Origin of the sequence: Exiguobacterium sp. UBA3968, from assembly GCF_002385115.1 — a bacterium.
Classification (GTDB): domain Bacteria; phylum Bacillota; class Bacilli; order Exiguobacteriales; family Exiguobacteriaceae; genus Exiguobacterium_A.
The window spans coordinates 1,402,039-1,422,203 of sequence record NZ_DGCW01000005.1; the positions used below are offsets into that span (position 1 = coordinate 1,402,039).

The following is a 20,165-nucleotide window of genomic DNA, read 5'->3' on the forward strand; positions in this document are numbered from 1 at the left end:
CAAGAATTTTGTTATAAAAATTTAAAATTCTTTTTAATTGTGCTTTGATTCGATGTTCGATCAGACGCTTTTTTAACGTCGTCCAATAGTCAGAATTTTTCGTTTGATTCCATTATACTTTGCTAACAAAGTAATTAGAACCACTTTTTTACGAAAATTTCACATTTCCGCTAAAAATGAGTTTCCGTTCATTCAAAGTAGTATAAAACAGGAGCGCACCCGAACTGACTTAGGGACGCTCCCGTTCTCGATTACTTCACATCAACATATTTGTATTGGAAATCTGCTCCGAACAATTGACGGTTGAAATCTTTGACCGTCGGACGGCTCAAGTATGCAGAACCCGCTTGATAGATTGGTGCGATGGCCTGATCTTTTTCAATCAATTGCGCCTCAGCTTGTTTGAACAAATCTAAACGCTTCGTCAAGTCTGACTCATCGTTTGCCGCGTTTAATAATTTATCATACGCAGCTGATTTGTACTTCACGTCATTTTGGCTGTTCGTTGATTCGAAGATGGACAGGTTAGACATTGGATCTTGATAATCTGGACCCCAAAGTGAGTAAGAGATTTGATAATCTCCTTTTGTTTCAAGATCGAGTTTGTTCTTGAACGGCTGTTGTTTGATCGAAACCGTGACGTTCGGAAGATTCTTCTCGATTTGACCTTTCATGTACTCACCGATTTTCTTCGCATCTTCACTATCGAACGAAAGCAATTCAATCGTCGTTTTCTTATCGCCATTTGCTTTTTTCCAAAGATCTGCTGCTTCTTTCGCGTCACGGTCGAACCAGTTGATGTCGCTCGTGTAGTCTTTGCCTGATGCATCTTTGACGAAGTCTTTTGGAATGAAGCTTGTTGTTGGAATCGAACCGTTCGCAAGAAGCGTATCCGTGATCCCTTTTGGATCGATCGCACGAGCGATTGCTTTACGCGCATCGACATTTTTCATCGTTTTATCTTCGTTGTTGAATTTCAAGTAAGCGATCGAAGAGCGAAGCGCTGTCTTGAATTCAGGTTTCGATTTGTAAGCTTCAACTTGCTCTGAAGTTAGACCTGCGTAATCGATTTCGTTTGAATCATACAAGTTTGCGACTGTTGACGTATCTTTAACGACACTAATCGTGACTTCGTCGAGTTTGACAGCATCTTTATCCCAGTAGTTATCGTTTTTCTTCAGAACACGTTTTGAATCCGTTTTCCAAGATTCCCAAACGAAAGGCCCGTTATAAAGCAATTTTTCTGGTTTAAGCGAGAAGTCTTTCTCGTTTTTCTTGTAGAAGTCTTCACTGATTGGTGTATACGTACCGAACGATGTCAGTGAGAGGAAATACGGAGCTGGACGCTCGAGTTTTACTTCTAACGTTTTATCATCGATCGCTTTAACGCCGAGTTCATCAACAGGTTTTTTACCTTGCGTGACATCAGAGCCGTTTTTTAACGTGTCAAAGATGTATGAGTAACTAGAACCTGTTTTTGGATCAGCAGCACGTTTCCACGCAAATTCAAAATCTTGTGCTTTGACGGGTGAACCGTCTGACCATTTCGAATCACGAAGTGTGAACGTATACGTCAAATTGTCGCTTGAGATATCTGTTTTTTCTGCAAGTGCTGGAATGGCTTTTCCGTCTTTGTCTAAACGATAAAGACCTTCCATCGTGTTTCCGATCATGTTGAAAGCGACGGAATCTGTAGCTTTTGCTGGATCCACTGTCGTGATATCCGAAGTGTCCGTTAAACGTAGATTTTTCTTGCCGTCTGTCGAACCTGAATCTTTGTCTCCACCACCTGTCGAACATCCAGCAAGCACTGCGCTTCCTGCAAGCATGACTGATAAAGCGAGACCGACTGTTTTTTTCTTCATCGGTAAGTCATCTCCTTTTCAATTTTCAAGTTGCCATAATGCCTATGACATCAATAACGTCCCGTCGAAACTGCAATGTATTCCCCAAAATGCATTGACCTAGTTTCAAAAACTTAAACGAAGTGATAAATTGATTTTATGTGAGAATAGCATTAACGTCAAGTGAATAGTCACACTATTTGCTATTTTGCATCATTCGTTTGTTACCGATTCGTAACAGCATTAAAAGTTTCGTATACTAAGAATATCTATGTACGTAAAGGGGGATTTTCATGCGATCGACGTATTTCCGACCGGTCATCATTGCGGTCATTCTTGTTCTGCTTTACACGATTTGGGCAACTATGACGGATTCAACACACAGCATCTTGTATCATCTGTCTGGTGGTTTATTCATAGCAGGATTCTTGTTAATTGCAGTAGGATTCTTCTCGAACATGTCTGCTAACGGCTTCTTCCGCGGCATGACAGCTGGATTCAAAAAGCAGCGGGAAGCAAAGTTGCGAGAGATTGACGGAGATTATTACGAAGACGAGGACGAAGAGGAAGAAGTGCTTCGTAAAAAGCAACGCCGTGCTTCAGCACGGACGAAACCCTATGTCTCAAGCGGTATCATCTTCATCGTCGTCTCACTTATCATCTCATATTTTTAAACGAAATCAACGTGACGCTCTACCTAAGGTATGGTAAACTCAAGCTAATCAAACAAGAAAACACGACGACAAAGAGTAGTAACTTAGATCCATTCCTCTCAGAGAGTCCATGGTGCTGAAAATGGACAGGTGATGCCTAAGTGAATGGACTTTCGAGTGGCTGATTCGAATCAAGTAGAGTCAGATGGGTTTGCCCATTACAGCAAATTGAGCGGCTATGTAAATAGCAACTTGGGTGGCAACGCGATGACTCGTCCCTTGATTTTCAAGGGGCGTTTTTTATTTTGATTTTATTATTTGGAGGGATTTCATTATGAAAACGATTTTCTCAGGTATCAAACCAACAGGAACGGTCACACTCGGAAATTACTTAGGTGCCATGAAGCACTTCGTGAACTTACAGGATGGTCATGATGCGTATTATTGCGTCGTCGACCTGCATTCGATCACGGTCGATATCGATCGTGTTGAACTGATGAACAATACACGCGCCCTTGCTGCTCTTTATATCGCAAGTGGTCTGAACCCAGAAAAATCAACGATTTTCGTTCAATCAGAAGTCAAAGCGCACGCGCAACTCGGCTGGATGTTGACATGTCTTTCCGGTATGGGTGAACTAGAACGCATGACGCAATATAAAGATAAATCACAAGGAAAAGAACGGATTGGTGCAGGGTTGTTCGTCTACCCGACACTCATGGCAGCTGATATCCTACTCTACGACGCGGAACTCGTTCCGGTCGGTGACGATCAAAAACAACATATTGAGTTAACGCGGGATTTAGCGCAACGATTTAATAGCCGCTATTATGAGACGTTCACATTACCAGAACCAATCATTGCTGAATCAGGAGCTCGAATCATGAGTTTGACGACACCAGATAAAAAGATGTCAAAATCTGATCAGAATCCGAAAGGCTTCATTTCAATGCTTGACGCACCAGATGTCATTCGTAAAAAAGTGAAATCAGCTGTCACAGACTCAGAAGGTATCGTAAAATTCGATCGAGAAAACAAACCAGGTGTGTCGAATTTACTTGAGATCTACTCCCTACTCGCTGGTATCTCGATTCCAGCTCTTGAAGCAAAATACGAAGGCTCGAATTATGGAACATTTAAAGCAGATGTTGCGGAAGCGATCATTGCGGAACTCGAACCGATTCAACAGCGCTATTATGAATTGATTGATTCTGAAGAGCTTGATCAGATTCTCGACGCTGGACGTGATCGCGCAGAAGCAGTCGCTGCAAAAAAACTTGCGAAGATTGAAAAGGCAATGGGCTTACAACGGAAACGTGCGAAAGTAAAAAGATAATTCATCCTCTACGCGAAAGACCGTGATGTCCCGGTCTTTTTTATATGTCACAGATAAAAAAACGGCTTCCGATTTGATTCGGAAGCCGTTTTTATTTTGCTTATTTTCCTTCGATCGAAGCCCATTTGTATGAGAAGTCTGCGCCGAAGTTATGCTCGACGACTCCTTTAACGTATGGTTTAACGAGGAATGCACGTCCACGCTGATAAACAGGTGAGATTGCTGCTGAATCAAGAAGGATTTTTTCAGCTTCTTGTAGTTCAGACCAACGTTTTGCTGCATCTGTTTGAGTTTGTGCATCTTTGATGAGTTTATCGTACTCTTTGTCCGACCATTTACCACGGTTGTATGGTCCACCCGTGACGAAGAGATCGAGGAACGTCATTGGATCTTGGTAGTCAGGACCCCATCCTGCGAGTGAGAACTGGAAGTCACCTTTGTTTTCAAGATCAAGTTTGTTTTTGAATGGTTGTTGCTTGATTGTAACCTTCATACCTGGAAGGTTTTTCTCAAGTTCCCCTTTCAAGAACTCACCGATTTTTTTCGAGTCGTCGCTGTCATAGTTCAAGAGCTCAAGATCAACCGATTTTTGACCGATTTCTTTGAGACCCTCTTTCCAAAGTTTTTTCGCTTCATCGGCATTGTATTCGTTGAATGCCGGATACTTGTCGCGGAAATCTTTTCCGTCAGCATCTTTCGCGAAATCTTTTGGTACGAGGTAGTTTGCTGGAAGTGATCCGTTTGCAAGGATGACATCCGTGATTCCTTTTTTGTTGTAACCCATGTCGATTGCGCGACGGATTTTTTCGTTATCAAGTGCTTTTACCTTTGTGTTGAGGTAAAGGTAGAAGATCGTTGATTCACCTTTTGTTTTGAACTCTTTATTGTCTTTGTACTGGGCAACGAACTCAGAAGTTAGACCTGTACGATCGATGTCGCCTTTTTCATATAAGTTAACGCCTGTCGCTGTCTCTTTAACGACCTTAACGTTGATCGTTTTGAGTTTAACGGCATCTTTATCCCAGTAGTTATCGTTTTTAACCATTTTCCAGCCTTGCTCACGTGTCCATTCTGTTAACTTGAATGGTCCGTTGTACAGCGATTTATCTGCAGTCGAACCGAAGTCTTTCCCGATTTTCTTCGAGAGTTCTTCTGATTTCGGCATGAATGGTCCGAATCCAGTGAGTCCGAGGAAGTAATCTGCAGGTGCTTTTAGTTTAACTTCGAGCGTTTTGTCATCGACTGCTTTAACGCCGATAGCATCACGATCACCTTTCTTCGTGTTGTACTCTTCTGCACCTTCGATATTGTAGAAGACATATGCATACTGTGAAGCGTTCTCTGGATTAAGAACTTCTTTCCATGCATATTCAAAGTCTTTTGCCGTGATTGGTGTACCGTCAGACCATTTCGCATCACGTAATTTGAACGTGTATGTTAATTTGTCATCGGAAACCGTGTGACTTTCAGCGATACCCGGAGTCGGCTGCTGCTTGTCATCAAGACGGTAAAGACCTTCCATCGTGTTGTTCAATACGTTAAATGAAACTGAGTCTGTTGAAGTCGTCGGGTTGAGTGTCGGGATATCCGAACCTTCGATCAAGTTAAGTGTTTGATCATTTGATTTTTTGCTTGAACCTGTGTCGCCCGATTTGTCGCCTGAATCCGTTGTCGAACAAGCTGCGAGGAACGCACTTGATACGAGTGCTACCGATGTAGCTAAAGCAAAGCTTTTCTTCTTCATGTTACGATGACCCCCCTAGGTTTCTAAAAAAAATGATACTGTCAGGTTTTTGACCGAAAAAAAAAGAATTACTATATTCGAATCAAACCCTTCGTTACAAATAGTTTACAATGTTCTGATAATTTTGCAAACCTTTTATCCGATTTTTCTAAATATTTTTTCAAAAAAGACTGGGACCTTAAGAAATAATGGTCCCAGTTAAGTGATTATTTTAAAATTTTCATCGAGCGGAGTAGGTATTCCGGTCCATAAATCGGTACTTCAATTCCTTGAATCGTATCAGAAACATATAATTTCTCAGTCGTCTGATACAAAGGAACGACGACAGCATCCTGATGGATTAACCGTTCTTCGGCTCGATGATAGAGTGCTTGTTTTCGTTTTATCTCTTTTTCTTTTCTTGCTTTTTCAACTGTCTGGTCGTATACCTTGGATTGGTAATTCACCGAATTTAAAGGATTGTCTGAGACGAACTGATTTAAATAGGCTAGCGGTCCTGGATAATCTGGCATCCATCCAGTCAAAGTCATCGCATATCGTGATGATTGTTCTTTGTCGATTTTCTCTTCAATCGCGACTGGCTTAAGAATGATATCAATCTCAGGTATTTGTTTCTCAAGATAGGTTTCGAGTTGTTCCCCAATCCGTTTTGCTTGTGGATCATCAAAATTAAGCATCTCAATTTGTTGTTTACTATGTTCTTGTGATTTTTCAGGTTTCTCTTGAACGGATTCTGACATCAATACGTTCGTATCCGTGACGACGAATCGATTCGTCGGAATACCTGCATACCCTAAAGGAAGTTGAACCGATTCTTTTTCCATCAAGGCGTAAGCAATCCGCTTTCTGAGTGTCGTATCGCGGAACGTGTCATTTTTTTGATTAAAGGCGATATAAAAGACACCACTCCGCTTTTTTTGATAGGTCGGTCGTGAAACCTGATCACCTTGTGTTTCGACACTTTCTTGTAATGGAAGGATAGCCGCCTTGCTTTTCTCATACGAACTCCATTGCGTCTGATGATCGGGAGTGATACGGCTTTCTATTTTCGCTACTGTGACAACGTTTTGCTGATGATACTGATCATTTTTCTTAAGCGTATATCCGCTTTTCGACATTTTTTCTAGTGTAAATGCACCATTTCCAACAAGTTCTTCCCACTTCTTTGATTCCGGTTGTGGATAGAAGACGGACATCGCAAGTAATTCCTTTAGATTCGAAACCGGCTGATTCAACGTGATGATGAGTTGATTGCGTCCTTTGGCTTTGACTCCTAAACGCTCTGGTTTCATTTTTCCATCATTGACGGCGCGTCCATTTTTAAATACTTCAAACAAGAAACCATACGGTGAATTGGTTTGATTAGCAGCGATACGCCGAAAACTATCGACGAACTGCTGCGCCGTAATCGGCTGACCATTGGCATCCTTCGTTTCTTTGAGTTGAATCGTATACGTCAATCGATCTTTCGAGACTGACATATCCTGCGCTAAACCTCGACGGACCGATGTTCCGGAAGTAAAGACATATAATCCTTCATACAATTGCGCTAAAAGTGTCTGTGAACGACTATCTGTCGCCAGCGCAATATCTGACGTTTTCGGAAGCGATGATTCAATCAGTTCGACTTTTGCTGTTTTTGTTTCGTTACTTGTTTTAGTTTCTTGAGACGACGACAGACGATATATGAGCATGCCACTAAGTGCAATCAGTAAAAATAGGAGCAGTGCCATGATCGATGTCTTTTTTGTGATGTTAGCCATAAACGACTCCTTTCTGCGTCAAACACGCATTTCTCTATTGAATCAGAATTTCATCAAAAAAGCGACCCCCTTGATGTTTCAAGGGAGTCGCTTGAGCTTAAGCTTCATACCGTTTGAAGACGAGTGATGCGTTGTGTCCACCGAACCCAAGCGAGTTGCTGAGCGCATAAGTCATTTCGACGTGACGTGAACCTTCTGTCACGTAGTCGAGATCACAGCCTTCACTCGGCTGTTTCAGATGGATCGTCGGGTGAACTGTTTGTTCTTGTAACGATTTAATCGTCGCAATCGCCTCGACACCACCTGCTCCACCAAGTAAGTGACCGATCATCGATTTCGTTGAGTTGACGACGAGTTGTTTCGCTTGTTCACCAAAGACACTGTGAATCGCTTTTGTTTCAAGAATGTCGTTCATCGGTGTGCTCGTTCCATGAGCATTGATGTATCCGACTGCCTCCGGAGTGATGCCCGCATCTTGAATCGCCATCGCCATCGCGCGTGCTCCACCGTCTCCGTCTGGATCCGGAGCTGTGATGTGATACGCATCAGCTGTTAATCCATACCCACTGACCTCTGCATAGATTTTCGCACCACGTGCTACCGCATGCTCGTATTCCTCAAGAATCAGGATACCTGCGCCTTCTCCCATGACGAATCCGTCACGTCCTTCATCAAATGGACGACTTGCCGTTTCAGGATCGTGATTCGTCGACATCGCTTTGTTGGCACAAAAACCAGCAAATGCTAAGTTCGTGATCGGTGCTTCCGCTCCACCAGCGATCATGACATCCGCATCGCCACGTTCGATGACACGCAGTGCTTCTCCAATGGCATTCGTTCCTGAAGCACATGCAGTGACGGAACAGTTATTCGGTCCCTTGGCTCCGGTATAGATCGATACCTGACCGCTTGCCATGTTCGGAATCATCATTGGAATGAAGAATGGGCTGACACGACGGTGTCCACGTTCAAAGTAGATTTTCGCTTGTTTCTCGATCGTTTCAACGCCACCGATTCCAGATCCGATCCAGACCCCAGCGCGTTCTGCAATTTCTTTAATGTCGATTCCAGCATCTTTTACAGCTTCCATGCTTGCGACAAGTGAATAATGAACGAAGCGGTCCATTTTACGTGCTTCTTTCGCCTCGATGAATTCTGTGACGTCGAAGTTCTGTAATTCGCCCGTAACCTTCGTTGGATACTCATCGATATCAAGACGCTCCATCGGACGAATTCCGTTCGTTCCTTCTTTTAATGCATCCCAGAATGTATTCGCATCATTCCCGATTGGTGTCAATGCCCCGATTCCTGTGACTACAACGCGTTTTCTCATCATCTTATGTGTTCTCTCCTTTAGTCCAAGTAATATATGCTGCTCCCCAAGTCAATCCGGCACCGAAGCCAGCAAGTACAAGTTTCGTACCTAGTGTCAGACGACCTTGCTTACGTGCTTCTTCGAGTGCGAGTGGGATCGAAGCAGCAGATGTATTCGCATGCTCATCGATCGTAACGATGACTTTTTCTTGCGGAATATGCAGTCGTTCGCACGCTGCATCGATGATGCGTAGGTTCGCCTGATGCGGAATCAAGATATCGACATCTTCAAGCGTGCTGTCTGCTTTTTGAATGACCTTCTCAACGATTTCCGGTAATTTACGAACGGCGAACTTAAAGACTTCGCGACCGTTCATCTCGATTGGTCCATCGATATCCTTAAACAACAGATGGGCTCCACGTCCGTCTGTTCCGAGTTCAAAAGCATTTAATCCCTCTTGCTCAGTTTGTCCGATGACGACCGCTCCTGCACCATCCCCGAATAAAATCGCTGTCGACCGGTCTGACCAGTCAACGATGCTCGACATTTTTTCGGCACCGATGACAAGTGCATGTTTTCCTTTGACTGTTGATAACATGCTTGCAGCTGTTTGTAATGCGAAGATGAATCCACTACAGGCCGCACTGATATCAAAAGCGGTCGCCCCTCGTGCTCCCAGGCGCTCTTGAACGATACAGGCTGTAGAAGGGAACGCACGTCCTGTTGCCGTTCCGACAATGATCAAGCCGATGTCCTCTACTGTCAATCCAGCATCATCGAGTGCCTTCTGAGCCGCTTCTGTCGCTAAGTCTGTTACATCCACATCATCGGCTGCAATTCGTCGTGCCCCGATTCCTGTTCGTGTCCGAATCCATTCATCACTTGTGTCGAGCGTCGTTGCTAGCTCATCATTCGTTACGCGACGTGATGGCAAAGACGTTCCTAATCCTACAATCCCGATCTTCATAAGGCATCCCCTTTTGTTATTAGTATCTGGTACTAATATAAAGCGTTAATTTGCTTTTGTCAAAGAAAAAAGGAAGAGCAAGGTCTCCCGTGCCCTTCCTTCTACCTCATTCTGCTAACGTCCGAACGACTTCCATGACCATTTTAGCGGAATTGATTGACGCAATCTCGAGGAATTCATCAAACGAGAGTGACGCTTCTTCATTAGCGCTATCTGAAATCGAACGTGTCACGACGAACGGAACACCAAACTGATGACAGACTTGTGCGATTGGCGCAGCTTCCATCTCGACGGCTGCGACTTCTGGGAAGTGCGCCTTGATTTGAGCAGAACGCTCTGAATCATGGATGAATGAGTCACCTGTCGCGATCAATCCATGAACGACACGAATTGCATCCATGCGCTCGATGACAGCTTCTGCTGTTGCTACGAGCTTTGGATCTGCTTGGTAGGCAGCTGGCATTCCAGGTACCTGACCATATTCGTAACCAAACGCTGTCACGTCTACGTCATGGTGACGTACTTCTGTTGAGACGACGACATCCCCAACCGTTAAGCCTTCTTTAAATCCGCCTGCTGAGCCGGTATTGATGACAGCAGTTGGTTTGTAGTGGTCAAGCAATAATGTCGTACCGATCGCAGCGTTCACTTTCCCGATTCCTGACTTCAAAATGACGACAGGAACGCTATTCAAGAGTCCTTCATAAAAATGATAGTTTGCAATGACTGTATCTTTACGTTCTGACAACTCGTTGCGCAATAAGTTGACTTCCTCTTCCATTGCGCCGATGATTGCGATTGGCATGGTCCATTCCTCCATCAAACAGAAAGCCGGATTGCTCCGGCTCCTGTGTTCTTTATTTGATCGATGTAATTTTTACTGCGTATTCGCCGCCTGGTGCTGGTACAGAGACTTGATCTCCGACTTGGTGCCCCATTAAACTTTTTGCGATTGGTGATTCGTTCGAAATCTTACCTGTGAACGGATCTGCTTCCGCACTACCAACGATTGTGTACGTATCTTCTTCATTGTCTTCGACACTCAAGAACGTCACCGTCGTACCGATACCGACGACTGAGATATCCTTCTCTTCTTCCGAGATGATCGCAACGTTACGAAGCATCTCCTCGAGTTGAGCAATCCGACCTTCGACCATTGCTTGCTCTTCTTTTGCCGAGTCATACTCTGCGTTCTCTGAAAGGTCACCGAACGAACGGGCGATCTTGATGTTCTCGACGACTTCTTTCCGGCGGACTGACTTCAATTCATTCAATTCATTTTCAATGTTCGCTTTACCTTCAAGCGTCATGTAGTATTGCTTTTCTGCCATTTTTGTCACGCTCCTTTTTATTCCACTAGTATAGTATATTCACATCTTTTTTGGAATCAATATCCTCTTTGATCAAGTGCCGAACGATAATCAAGGATCGCTCGGATTTTCGTTACGAGTAAATCGATTGCCACGTGGTTTTCGCCGCCCTCTGGTACGATGATATCCGCATAACGTTTTGTCGGTTCACAGAACTGTAGATGCATGGGACGGACGACATTCGTGTACTGCTCAACGACAGAATCAATTGAACGCCCACGTTCGTTGATATCACGTTGCATCCGACGAAGAATGCGAACGTCCGCATCCGTATCGACGAACACCTTAATATCCATTAGTTCCCGTAACCGTTCGTCTTCAAGCGCTAAAATTCCTTCTACGATGATGACATCACGTGGTTCGAGACGAATCGTTTCTTGAGCACGTGTATGTGCGACATAATCATATACCGGTTTTTCAACGGCAATGTTTTCGCGGAGCGCTTGAATGTGTTCGATCAAAAGACCATTATCGAAAGCAAATGGATGATCATAGTTTGTCTGATATCGCTCTTCCATTGATAATTCACTTTGGTCTTTATAGTATGCGTCCTGTTCAATCATGACGATTGATTCGCTTGGGAACGCATCGACAAGTGAACGTGCCACCGTCGTCTTCCCTGAACCCGTTCCGCCCGCTACGCCTATTACTACCGGTTTTTGCATGTCATTCGTTCCTCCATCATTTCGACTTTTTCCGACTGACGGATACACCGTCACCGAGCGGAAAAATCGTCGTATCATATTGTTCTTGTTCCATCATCCAGACCGTGAATTCTTTGACGAGACGCACGAGCCGACGTCTTCTTCGATCGAACGTCTTCGGGTCAGGCTCAAGGACATCTCCGTGTAAGAAGAGATTGTCCGTATAAAGCACGCCACCCTCTGGAATGAGTCGCCCATATCCCGCAAAGAATTTTTTATACTGTCCTTTAGCTGCATCGATGAAGACTGCATCAAACTGGTCTTCAAGCGTTTCGGCTAATTCTACTGCATCACCAAAAATGATGTCAATCCGATCCGCCACATCTGACCGGGCGATGAAGGTTTTTGCTTCTTCATACCGCTTTGCATTCCGTTCGATTGTCGTAATACGCGCATCCGGTAACGCGCGTGCCATCCGGATCGCACTATAACCAATTGCTGTTCCGACTTCTAAAATACGCTTCGGTTGCTGTAATCGCAGGAGCGACAACAAGACTTCGGAACCGGTCAACTCGATGATCGGTATATGATGTTCTTCCGCATAACGCTCCATTTCTTCTAGTAGGGCATCACGAGGATGAATCATCGATTCGACATAGGTCGTGAAATCCTTCACGCCATTCACTCCCTCTTCCGCATAAACAGGTTGACTTGAAGCGTCATTTCCGCTTCAACCCAACCCGTTGCTCATTGCTCTTTACTCGCTTCGTATTCCACCCATTCCGGTTTATACTTAACGACGTTTCTTTGATGTTCTTCATATGTCTCTTCGTAAAGAATCTGTCCTCGTGGATGTGTATCACTTGGTGGACGGGCGAAGAAATAGACATATTTTGTTTTATTCGGGTTCAAGACAGCTAATACGGAATCCTTACTGACCGTTGAAATCGGACCAATCGGAATTCCTTCGTACTTATACGTATTGTACTTCGAGTTATTCTCAAGATCCTTCAGCGTCGTCAATGCCGTATTCTCGCCTGTGCCATACCAAACCGTTGGGTCCGACTGAAGTTTCATGCCATCATCTAAACGGTTTTTGAAGACGCCTGCGATTTCACGACGATCCTTCGGTGTCGCGGCTTCACGCTCGACCATTGAACCGAGACTGAGCACTTCATGGAAGGTCATGCCTGACTTTCGAATGGCATCCTCATTTTCATCGTAGACTTTTTCTGTCTCGTCGAGCATCGTCTCGACGATTTGATCAATGCTTTTTCCTTTATCGAACTCATACGTTGCTGGGAAGAGATATCCTTCAAGTGCGTACAAGACGCCATTCTTCTTCACTTCATCCGTCAACATCGGATATTTTTCAATCATGGCATCGATGAACATCGCATCCGTCAATTCTTTACGAATCGTCTCTTCTTTGAACTTCGTCGCTTTCGCGATTAAATCAATTTGACGATCCATCGTGATGCCTTCAGGTAACGTGATTTTCACATCCGCTGCCTTCATGACCGTTCCCGTTTTCAATTCATTGATGATTTCATCCGGGGACATGGCTTGTGACAGGGTATATGTACCCGCCTGGAATGACGATTCATTCTTATAACGGACGTAATAACGGAAAATCGTCTCGTTTGCAATCAAATCTTTTTCCTTTAGTAAGGAAGCGATCGTACTCGTTCCTGCGCCTAAAGGAATTTCGACTTTGACGGATTTCGTCGCTGCTTCATCGACCGGTTCAAGCGCATTTTTCAAAAAGACATAGATGACCGCACTGGTAACTAGAAAAATCGTCAACAATACAGAAAGGATGATCAGCGTGATCCGGCGTGATGTCCGGCGTCGCCTTTTTTCGATTTCAGCATTTTGCTTCCATTCGTTCTCCATCGGTTCCTCCTTCTTCTCTTAAAACAAGGTGACACCGTAAGAGAAAGTCTCTTACGACGTCACCTGTCATGAGTCGGGTTAGTCTAACTGATCTTCGAGCGTGTTAAAGACTTCTTCGATTTCATCCCAAGTCGCTGTATCGTCTTCGTCGATTGGTACGAGGTTGAAGTCGTTGTCTCCATCACCGTATTCGTCGAGTTCGTAAACGAAGATATCGACTTCTTCTGCTTCGTCATAATCTGCTCCGATTGGCTCGAGGAAGATGTATGTCTTGCTCGAACGTGGGCTTTCATAACGCAGACGTTCTACGAATTCGAAATCATTTCCTTCGCCGTCCGGAATTACGTAACGTGTTGGCTCATTCTGTTGCATCAGTGATCCGCTCCTTTAACGCAAGCTCGAGTTCATCCCAAGTTTGCTCATCATTTTCATCGATCAGGCTCAATTCAAAATCATCTTCGCCTTCTCCATATTCATCGATCTCACAGATGATTAGATCATCCGCTCCTTCGTCAGGGTTACCGATCATTTCAAGAAATAGATAGGTTTTTCCTGTACGTTCACTTGAGTAACGGTACCATTCTTCGAAAAGATGTTCGCCGCCCTCTTCATCTGGAAAGAGATACTGACGTTTTTCTTCAGCCATCGGTTTCTCTCCCTTCATCGATTCGCCCGATCCAAATACGATTGCAGGATCATGACGGCAGCCATCTTATCGATGACTTGTTTTCGTTTCTTGCGGCTGACATCGGCATCGATCAGCATCCGTTCTGCTTGCATCGTCGTCAACCGTTCATCCATGAAGACGACTTCAAGCCCAGTATGCTGTTCGATTTCCTTCGCAAAGGCTTCACTCGCCTCCGCACGGGGACCGATGGAACCGTTCATGTTTTTCGGAAGACCAATGACTAGGATTTCGACATTGTATGTCTCCATGATGACATCGAGCCGTTTGAAGGCTTCTGGGTAATCCGGTTCCGTCCACTTGACCGTCTCGACACCTTGCGCCGTCCAGCCCATCAAGTCACTGACCGCTACCCCGATCGTCTTCGAACCGACGTCTAGTCCCATTGCACGTTTCATTTTGAATTTCCACTCTCCGCCAAATAAGATTTCACGAGTTCTTCGAGCAATTCGTCGCGTTCAATCTTACGAATTAAGTTACGTGCGTCATTATGACGAGGAATGTAAGCAGGATCTCCAGATAGGAGATAGCCGACGATTTGGTTGATCGGATGATATCCTTTTTCTTCTAAAGCATGATAGACCGTCAACAACACATCCCGTGTCGCTGCTTTGTTATCGTCTTCTGGAAAGTTGAATTTCATCGTTTGATCCATCTGACTCACGTTCATCACCTCTTTCATATACACTACGTTTCTATTATGCCAGTGATTGCACGTATTGTGAAGCGTACGCGAGTGCTTCTTCTAATTTCGACGCATCTTTCCCACCAGCTTGAGCCATGTCAGGGCGACCGCCACCGCCACCACCGCAGCGTGTTGCGACTTCCTTGATCAATTTACCAGCATGATAGCCTTGGTCGATTAAATCTTTTGAAACGCTTGCGACGAGATTGACTTTTTCACCTTGCGCACTACCGAGAACAATGATTGCTGATCCGAGTGAGCTCTTCAACTCATCCATCATACCGCGAAGGGCATCCATATCTGAGACGTCGACACGTTTTGCAAGCACACGTACGCCGTTGATTTCCTCAACATCGTCCTTTAGTGAAGCAGCTTCGATGTTCGCAAGTTTTGCTTGCAACGATTCGTTCGCCCGTTCCGTCTCACGAAGTTGTTGTTGCAGTGCTTCGATACGGACCGGAACTTCCGTCGTTTTCGTTTTCAAGACAGCTGCTGCTTGTTCGAGTGTTTCCAAGTGTTGATTCATCACACGATACGCGCCTGCACCTGTCACGGCTTCGATCCGGCGTGTACCTGCACCGATCCCAGACTCTGAGACGATCTTGAACAGACCGATCTCTGCAGTGTTTCCGACGTGGATTCCGCCACACAATTCAATCGAGTATGTGCCTGCTGAGACGACACGGACCGTTTCCCCGTACTTCTCACCGAACAATGCCATCGCGCCTTTTGCTTTTGCATCAGCGATGTTCATCTCTTCGATATCAACCGGTAATGATGCCCAGATCGCTTGGTTGACGTCTTGTTCGATTTTTGTCAACTCTTCTTGTGTCACGGCACCGAAGTGTGAGAAGTCGAAGCGGAGACGTTCTGGAGAAACAAGTGATCCCGCTTGGTTGACGTGTGTTCCGAGCGTGTCTTTCAATGCTTTATGAAGCAAGTGTGTTGCTGTATGGTTTTTCGTGACGGCTTTACGTTCTGCTGCTTCGACGTTTGCAACGACATCCGCCGCTTCCGTTGCGATTCCTGTACGGACGATGACCGTATGCAAGTTTTGACCGTTTGGTGCCTTTTGAACATCTTTGACATCAAGAACGAAGTCTTTGCCTTCGATTGTTCCTGTATCCGCGACTTCACCACCACTTTCAGCGTAGAACGGCGTGATATCGAGAATGACTTGCGCTTCTTCACCAGCAGCCACTTCTGTGACTCGTTCTCCATCATGCAACAATGCGATGATTTTTGCATCCGCCTTAAGGTCGGTATAGCCGACGAACGTACTTTTATCTTTTAGTGTCGAGAGGACTTCCGATTGTTGTTGCATCGAACCGCTCTCTTCACGTGCTGCCCGCGCACGTTGACGTTGTGCGTCCATCGCTTGTTTGAAGCCTTCTTCATCAACAGACATCTGATGATCTTCCGCATACTCAACTGTCAATTCGAGTGGGAAACCATACGTGTCATACAGACGGAACGCATCTTCGCCACTGATGACGTGCTCACCGTTTGCCTTAGACGTCTGAGCGACCGTGTTCAAGATTGCAAGACCGTCATGAAGCGTCTCATGGAAACGTTCTTCTTCGTTTTTAATGACGCGTTTGATGAAGTCCGCTTTTTCCGGAACTTGTGGGTAGAAGTCAACCATGACGTTCCCGACCGTATCAACGAGTTCATACATGAACGGACGTTCAATCCCGAGCATCTTCGCATAACGAACCGCACGGCGTAGTAAACGACGAAGGACATATCCACGTCCTTCATTCGAAGGAAGAGCCCCATCACCGATTGCAAATGATACAGTACGGATGTGGTCTGCGATGACTTTGAATGCTACATCAAGTTTCGAATCATCACGGTATATCTTGCCGCTGATTTCTTCTGTCTTATGAATGATCGGCATGAACAGATCCGTATCGAAGTTCGTCGGCACGTCCTGCATGACACACGCCATCCGTTCGAGTCCCATCCCAGTATCGATGTTTTTACGCGGAAGTTCCGTGTAGTTGCCGTGTCCGTCGTGGTTGTACTGACTGAAGACGATATTCCAGATCTCGAGATAGCGTTCGTTTTCGCCACCTGGATAAAGTTCTGAATCGTTCGGATCGTCTCCGAAAGCTGGACCACGATCGAAGAAGATTTCCGTATTCGGACCAGATGGACCTTCACCGATTTCCCAGAAGTTATCTTCAAGCGGAATGATCCGCTCAGCCGGTACGCCGAGTTCAAGCCAGATTTGACGCGCTGCATCATCTTCCGGATGAATCGTGACCGAAAGACGTTCTGGGTCAAGACCGTACCAGTCATCACTCGTCAAGAGTTCCCAACCCCATTTGATTGCATCTTCACGGAAGTAATCACCGACAGAGAAGTTTCCAAGCATCTCGAAGAACGTATGGTGACGCGCTGTTTTCCCGACGTTTTCGATATCGTTCGTCCGGATTGATTTTTGTGCGTTGACGATACGTGGATTATCAGGAATGACACGACCATCAAAATATTTCTTGAGTGTTGCAACACCCGAGTTGATCCACAAGAGCGATGGATCCTCGACCGGCACGAGTGAAGCACTCGGTTCGATCGCATGCCCTTTGCTTTGGAAGAAATCAAGATACATCTGACGGATTTGTGCACCCGTTAATGGTTTTAGAGCTTTCATGAACAGTTACCTCCATTGGTTTTATTTGGACGCAAAAAAGCGATGCTTTCATCCCTGAAAAGGGACGAAAGCATCGCTTCCGTGGTACCACCCTCGTTCGTAAGCAACCTATTGCCTACCTCGAACATCTGATAACGGGGATGACCCGCAGGTGTTTACACCCGACTCCGGAAGGAGCTTCAAAGGGACTCGAGAAAGTGATTGCAGCAGACTCACTTCTCTCTGGACTCGAGTTTTCCTTTTACTTATCTTCCATCAACGTGTTACGTCCATTCATCTATCGTGATTATTACCTATCGAACAGCATCCGTCAAGTCTTTGTCACCCCACCGAGTCGTTCGATCAATCGTGTTCGGCGCCGGGGTTCCTCTTCTTGCGACGCTTTATGGAACGCACGCGGATCACCGAATAATAACAAACTCGATTTTGCCCGAGTAACTGCCGTATAAATTAAATTTCGGGAATGTTTGAACGCCCCCGTGAAATAGACCGGCATCAAGACGATCGGAAACTCAGATCCTTGCGCTTTGTGGATCGTAATCGCATAGGCGTGCGTGAATTGATCCCAATCACTCCGGTTGTACTCGACCTCCGTCTGATCGAACCGGGCGATGATTTTATCGACTTTATCGACATTCTCTTTAGCGAAGAAGATATTGACGATTTCGCCGATATCTCCGTTATAGACGTTTTCTTCCGCATTGTTGACGAGCTGGAGAATCTTGTCCCCGGTCCGGTAAATCCGCGTTCCTTGTTTGACTTCCCGTTTCTTCGGTTCCTCCGGGTTATAGACGCGTTGCAAGGCGACATTCAATTCGTCGATCCCGACCTGACCCCGGTAGGTCGGCGCGAGGACCTGTACATCGAATTTCGAGTAGCCTTTTGCGAGTGCTTTTTCCGCGAAGGCCGAGATGCCCCGTAACGTTTCTTGCGGAGACGCAGTATAGAAGCGGCGATCCGCAAGTGGTGATAACAAATCAGCAGACGTCGTCCGGTTCTTCAAATCGTGCGCAAGACGCAATATCGAAGAATCTTCTGCTTGACGATGGACGACGTTCAAACGGACGACGGGAATTCCTTCCGTATCCATCAAGTCTGCCAGCACCTGTCCTGGACCGACGGATGGCAATTGATCGCGGTCACCGACGAACAAGATCTTCATGCCATTCGGGACGGCGCGAAGCAAACTCGATAACAAGTAGATATCAATCATCGACGATTCATCGATGATCAGTACTTTTCCCGTGATCGGCTGATCCTCATTCAGTTGGAAGTTCGTTCCGTCATACTTTAAGAGACGGTGAATCGTCATCGCCGGTACATCTGTTGCTTCCGATAGACGTTTAGCGGCACGTCCCGTCGGTGCAACAAGGACGTATGGATAGACATCCCCTGTCTTGACGCGACTCTTCTCAAGCGGCCAGTCATGAATTTCTTGCAACGCATGCAAAATTCCCTTGATGACAGTCGTCTTACCGGTACCCGGTCCACCAGTCAAGACCATCAGCGGCGCTTTGACCGCTAACTCGATCGCTTCTCGCTGTTGCGCGGCATATTCCATGCCAAACTGTTCTTCGAGGTGCCCGATTGCTTCAAGAATCGTCGCGACATCGACTTCTTGTTCAGCACCGTTTGCCATGACGCGTGCTAGCTCCTTCGCCGCTCGGACTTCCGCATAAAAGATCGTCGGTAAATACAAGCAACCTTCTTCAAGCTTGACCTTATCTTCAGCGAGCAACAGTTCGATCGCTTGTTCCAGCCGCTCTCCCGGATCTTCCCCTAGTAGACGGGGTGCCCGTTGCAACAGAGAGTCGACCGTCGCGAAGGCATGTCCCTCGCCCGCTTCTTGTTCTAATATATGCATGATCGAAGCAGCGACACGCTCTGGATGTAGCCCGACAAGTCCGAGGTGCGCGGCAATATGATCGGCTGTCTTAAAGCCGATCCCGTTTACTTCATACATCAAGGAATACGGATTCTCCCGAATCCGTGCCATGGCGTCGCCCTCGTACGCGGCATAGATCTTTGCCGCTAGCTTCGGTGTGACATCAAACGGTGCTAAGAACAGCATCAACTGATCGACACCGTATAACGTGGCGAGTCGATTCAATATGATGTCGGCTTGTTTTTGTTTCAACCCAGGCACCTGATTCAGTACCCGTTCATCCTTTAATATGAGATCCACTGCGTCTTCTCCGAGAGCATCGACGATATTTTTCGCTGTTTTCGGACCAATGCCGGTGAACGAACCATTCGTCAAGAAGCGGATCGTCGCATGTTTGGTCATCGGAACCGATCGGCGAATCAGCTCCGCCTTCAGTTGTTTTCCGAAGCGAGGATGATCAACGAGACGACCGAATGCTTGATACGTCCCTCCGAGTTCGATTCCGACTCCTGTACCCGTAATGACGAGCTCGGTCTCTTTTAATTCAAAGTTCTTTTCTTTGACGGCGACCAGTACAATGGAGTGTGCTTCCTCTTCAGAAGAAAAGAGCACACGTTTGACGCGCCCGACGACTTGATGGGGGTGCTCCATCACTCCACCTTCTTTCTCTCTTTTTCATTCGCTGCTTTCATCATAGCACTCGTTTACCGGATTTTAAATCA

At 45.8% G+C, this 20,165-nt stretch carries 18 protein-coding genes and 2 other annotated features; of the genes, 2 read left to right on the forward strand and 16 right to left on the reverse strand.

Annotated elements, in window-relative coordinates:
- Positions 1-251: 251 nt before the first annotated feature.
- The gene (locus B3S86_RS09125) at positions 252-1,865 is read right to left on the reverse strand and encodes a peptide ABC transporter substrate-binding protein (RefSeq protein ID WP_290751718.1); all 1,614 of its coding nucleotides are present in this window, start codon (positions 1,863-1,865) and stop codon (positions 252-254) included.
- 272 nt (positions 1,866-2,137) lie between these two features.
- Here B3S86_RS09125 and B3S86_RS09130 point away from each other — a divergent pair, with 272 nt between their 5' ends.
- Positions 2,138-2,518 (forward strand): DUF3899 domain-containing protein, encoded by a 381-nt coding sequence (locus B3S86_RS09130; protein WP_290751721.1) that lies wholly within the window; start codon positions 2,138-2,140, stop codon positions 2,516-2,518.
- 56 nt (positions 2,519-2,574) lie between these two features.
- Positions 2,575-2,780, forward strand: a binding site (T-box leader).
- Positions 2,781-2,831: 51 nt separating this feature from the next.
- Positions 2,832-3,833, forward strand: a complete 1,002-nt coding sequence (gene trpS / locus B3S86_RS09135) for a tryptophan--tRNA ligase (RefSeq protein WP_035406584.1) — start codon at positions 2,832-2,834, stop codon at positions 3,831-3,833.
- A 100-nt stretch (positions 3,834-3,933) separates the two neighbouring features.
- Here trpS and B3S86_RS09140 read toward each other — a convergent pair whose 3' ends face one another.
- The 15 genes from B3S86_RS09140 to B3S86_RS09210 form a co-directional block, all read right to left on the reverse strand.
- Positions 3,934-5,577 carry a peptide ABC transporter substrate-binding protein gene (locus tag B3S86_RS09140; RefSeq protein ID WP_056062443.1) on the reverse strand — a complete coding sequence of 548 codons (1,644 nt, stop codon included), beginning with the start codon at positions 5,575-5,577 and terminating at the stop codon, positions 3,934-3,936.
- A gap of 206 nt (positions 5,578-5,783) precedes the next feature.
- Positions 5,784-7,340 (reverse strand): peptide ABC transporter substrate-binding protein, encoded by a 1,557-nt coding sequence (locus tag B3S86_RS09145; protein WP_290751728.1) that lies wholly within the window; start codon positions 7,338-7,340, stop codon positions 5,784-5,786.
- A gap of 97 nt (positions 7,341-7,437) precedes the next feature.
- A complete protein-coding gene (fabF, locus tag B3S86_RS09150) occupies positions 7,438-8,676 on the reverse strand; it encodes a beta-ketoacyl-ACP synthase II (protein WP_056062450.1) in 1,239 nt (412 codons plus the stop codon).
- 1 nt (position 8,677) lies between these two features.
- The gene (locus B3S86_RS09155) at positions 8,678-9,622 is read right to left on the reverse strand and encodes a beta-ketoacyl-ACP synthase III (RefSeq protein WP_290751733.1); all 945 of its coding nucleotides are present in this window, start codon (positions 9,620-9,622) and stop codon (positions 8,678-8,680) included.
- A gap of 106 nt (positions 9,623-9,728) precedes the next feature.
- Complete coding sequence (gene mtnN, locus B3S86_RS09160) at positions 9,729-10,427, reverse strand: 5'-methylthioadenosine/S-adenosylhomocysteine nucleosidase (RefSeq protein WP_029342223.1); 699 nt, start codon at positions 10,425-10,427, stop codon at positions 9,729-9,731.
- A 52-nt stretch (positions 10,428-10,479) separates the two neighbouring features.
- Positions 10,480-10,953, reverse strand: a complete 474-nt coding sequence (gene greA, locus B3S86_RS09165; protein ID WP_029342224.1) for a transcription elongation factor GreA — start codon at positions 10,951-10,953, stop codon at positions 10,480-10,482.
- Between the two features lie 56 nt (positions 10,954-11,009).
- The gene (gene udk / locus B3S86_RS09170; protein WP_035406565.1) at positions 11,010-11,657 is read right to left on the reverse strand and encodes a uridine kinase; all 648 of its coding nucleotides are present in this window, start codon (positions 11,655-11,657) and stop codon (positions 11,010-11,012) included.
- A 16-nt stretch (positions 11,658-11,673) separates the two neighbouring features.
- Positions 11,674-12,312 carry an O-methyltransferase gene (locus B3S86_RS09175; protein WP_081780346.1) on the reverse strand — a complete coding sequence of 213 codons (639 nt, stop codon included), beginning with the start codon at positions 12,310-12,312 and terminating at the stop codon, positions 11,674-11,676.
- 71 nt (positions 12,313-12,383) lie between these two features.
- Positions 12,384-13,532: an endolytic transglycosylase MltG gene (mltG, locus tag B3S86_RS09180; RefSeq protein WP_035406563.1), complete on the reverse strand. Its 1,149-nt coding sequence runs from the start codon at positions 13,530-13,532 to the stop codon at positions 12,384-12,386.
- Positions 13,533-13,610: 78 nt separating this feature from the next.
- Positions 13,611-13,904: a DUF1292 domain-containing protein gene (locus B3S86_RS09185; protein WP_023468908.1), complete on the reverse strand. Its 294-nt coding sequence runs from the start codon at positions 13,902-13,904 to the stop codon at positions 13,611-13,613.
- Positions 13,891-14,178, reverse strand: coding sequence for a DUF1292 domain-containing protein (locus B3S86_RS09190; RefSeq protein WP_023468909.1), 288 nt, complete (start codon positions 14,176-14,178; stop codon positions 13,891-13,893). Before B3S86_RS09190 ends, B3S86_RS09185 begins: the two co-directional genes overlap by 14 nt.
- A gap of 14 nt (positions 14,179-14,192) precedes the next feature.
- Positions 14,193-14,615 carry a Holliday junction resolvase RuvX gene (gene ruvX / locus B3S86_RS09195; protein ID WP_056062458.1) on the reverse strand — a complete coding sequence of 141 codons (423 nt, stop codon included), beginning with the start codon at positions 14,613-14,615 and terminating at the stop codon, positions 14,193-14,195.
- Positions 14,612-14,881 carry an IreB family regulatory phosphoprotein gene (locus B3S86_RS09200; RefSeq protein WP_029342229.1) on the reverse strand — a complete coding sequence of 90 codons (270 nt, stop codon included), beginning with the start codon at positions 14,879-14,881 and terminating at the stop codon, positions 14,612-14,614. The genes ruvX and B3S86_RS09200 overlap by 4 nt, the downstream gene beginning before the upstream one ends.
- Positions 14,882-14,915: 34 nt before the next feature.
- A complete protein-coding gene (gene alaS, locus B3S86_RS09205) occupies positions 14,916-17,558 on the reverse strand; it encodes an alanine--tRNA ligase (protein WP_214853112.1) in 2,643 nt (880 codons plus the stop codon).
- 57 nt (positions 17,559-17,615) lie between these two features.
- Positions 17,616-17,826 (reverse strand) — a binding site (T-box leader).
- A 42-nt stretch (positions 17,827-17,868) separates the two neighbouring features.
- Positions 17,869-20,094 carry an ATP-dependent RecD-like DNA helicase gene (locus B3S86_RS09210; protein WP_056062464.1) on the reverse strand — a complete coding sequence of 742 codons (2,226 nt, stop codon included), beginning with the start codon at positions 20,092-20,094 and terminating at the stop codon, positions 17,869-17,871.
- Positions 20,095-20,165 lie beyond the last annotated feature (71 nt).